Annotated in this window: 3 protein-coding genes; all 3 read right to left on the bottom strand. The window is 58.8% G+C overall.

Annotated features, from left to right (window positions below; genetic code table 11):
• Positions 1-38: 38 nt before the first annotated feature.
• Complete coding sequence (gene sppA / locus NW856_RS12435; protein ID WP_414355892.1) at positions 39-851, bottom strand: signal peptide peptidase SppA; 813 nt, start codon at positions 849-851, stop codon at positions 39-41.
• A gap of 74 nt (positions 852-925) precedes the next feature.
• The gene (fabG, locus tag NW856_RS12430; RefSeq protein WP_414400525.1) at positions 926-1630 is read right to left on the bottom strand and encodes a 3-oxoacyl-ACP reductase FabG; all 705 of its coding nucleotides are present in this window, start codon (positions 1628-1630) and stop codon (positions 926-928) included.
• Between the two features lie 105 nt (positions 1631-1735).
• Positions 1736-2071, bottom strand: a 336-nt coding sequence (locus NW856_RS12425; RefSeq protein WP_414400524.1) for an rRNA adenine N-6-methyltransferase family protein, incomplete at its 5' end; no start/stop codon positions are given.

The following is a 2071-nucleotide window of genomic DNA, read 5'->3' as shown; positions in this document are numbered from 1 at the left end:
TAGTCGCGTCAGCGGGCCGTAGGCCCTAGGGCGGGGCTTTAGACCCAGTTTTTTTGGTAAAGCCACAGGGGCAAGCCCGAGGTGCTCACTTCAAACTGCAGACGGGCCAAGGCTTCTGCTGCCGGCAGAAATCGAGACCAACCTCTGCGCCGGGGGAGCAGGTCGTAGAACTTCGCATCCGTCGGCAAACCCGCCAGCTCTGCCGCCCAAAGGCGGGCATCTTCTTCTGTGCCCAAGCGATCCACCACACCCAAGTGAAGGGCCTGCTCTCCGCTGAAAATGCGACCATCGGCAAAAGTTTTGACCACATTCAAACTTAACTTGCGGGCAGCAGCAACCGTCTGCACAAACTGGCCGTAGGTAATGTCGATCAACTCTTGCAGGATGTTTCGCTCTTCTGGGGTCAGCTCGCGATCAAACGAGAGAATATCTTTGTAGGGGCCAGACTTAATTACCTTAAATGAAATCCCCACCTTATCCAGGAGGCGTTCGATATTGTTGCCTCGAATGATCACACCAATGCTACCGGTGATCGTTCCTGGGTTGGCGACAATTTTTTCGGCTCCCATGGCAATATAAACCCCCCCAGAGGCGGCAATGTTGCCAAAGCTGGCGACAATACGGGTGCCCTTTTTCTCTCGCAAACGCAAGAGGGCATTGTAGATTTCTTGGGAGTCGGCCACCGTCCCACCTGGACTATCGATGCGCAGCACCACGGCAGGGATCTGGTTTTCTTCCACCTCTTTCAGGGCCTTGAGAACCCGCTCGCGAGTTTTGCCATCAATGGCCCCTGCCACCTCAATGCGACCGATTTGCCGGCGCAAACCACCCAAGAATAATCGCTTCAGCATGGAAAAGAACTGGATAGGGATAAGTGCATATTCTGTATCATGAATGGCGGCTTGTGGCCCGGTCAACCAGTTGCCTAGATGTTGCCATACACCGGGATCACCGCCCCTCGCAGATCCCGCGCTGCTTCTGAGACCAAAAAGGCGATCACCTGCCCGATGGACTCTGGCTTGACCCACAGCTTGGCTCGCTCGGATCCCATGGCAGCTCGGTTGGCCGGCGTGTCGATGATGCTGGGCAGGATGACGTTGGCCGTGATGTCGGTGCCTTGGGTTTCGGCGGCAATGGTGCGGGTCAGGGCCACCACCCCTGCTTTGGAAGCGCAGTAGGCGGCCAATTGCGGGCCCGGCTCCACCGCTCCTCGGGATCCCACCGTTACAATCCTCCCATAGCCCTGTTGCCACATTCTGCGCAGGCTGTGCTTGCAGGTCAGGAATGTGGTGGTGAGGTTGAGGTCGAAGTCGCGATACCAGTCCGCCAAGCTGTACTCGTGGGTGGGGCCCATGGCAAAGCCCCCCACCAGGTGGATCAGCCCATCCACGCGGGGTAGGTCGGCAATGACGCGGGCAACCGCCGCCTCATCTGTTAAATCCACTTGCACAAAGCGAACCCGATCCAGAGCATTGGCCGGCAGGCGCTCCCGCAAAATGGTGAGATCTTTTTCTTGTCGATAGGTCAAGGTCAGCTCTGCGCCGCTGGCCAGCACCACGGGAACCACCCCCAAACCCAGCCCGCCTGTGCCGCCGGTCAAGAGGATTTGCTTGCCTTGGTTGCTTTGCATGGATGCACCTGCATTGACGAAAGGGATCCAGAACAAGATCGGGAAGGGACTTCAAAAACCCCAGAGGATGTTTGGGTTCGTCCAACTGAGCTTCCCTCTCTCACCCTACCCCGGTTCCTGCCCCTCTTGAAGAACAACAGCCCTTTTGGGCGCTTTCTCCAGCAGCAGGTCGCTCAAGGCCAGCCAGTGGGGCAGGGCCAGCTCTTCGGCGCGGGCATCGGGGTTGAGGCGGAGCTGAGCCAAAGCTGCTGCAACCGCTTCTCGCTCCACCAAGCTTCCCAGGGCATTGACAAGCTTCTTGCGGCGGGTGGAGAACCCCTGTCGAAGGAGGTGGTTAAACCAGCAGGGATCCCGGACGGGGGTGGGGGCGGGGCGGGGGGTGAGGCGAATCACAGCAGATTCCACCTTGGGGGCGGGCTTGAAAGCGGTGGGGGGCACCCT

Source organism: Synechococcus sp. R3-13 (genome assembly GCF_047462195.1).
Classification (GTDB): domain Bacteria; phylum Cyanobacteriota; class Cyanobacteriia; order Thermostichales; family Thermostichaceae; genus Thermostichus.
Note: the sequence above shows the minus strand (reverse complement) of the source record. Positions and strands in the feature narration are given on the sequence as shown.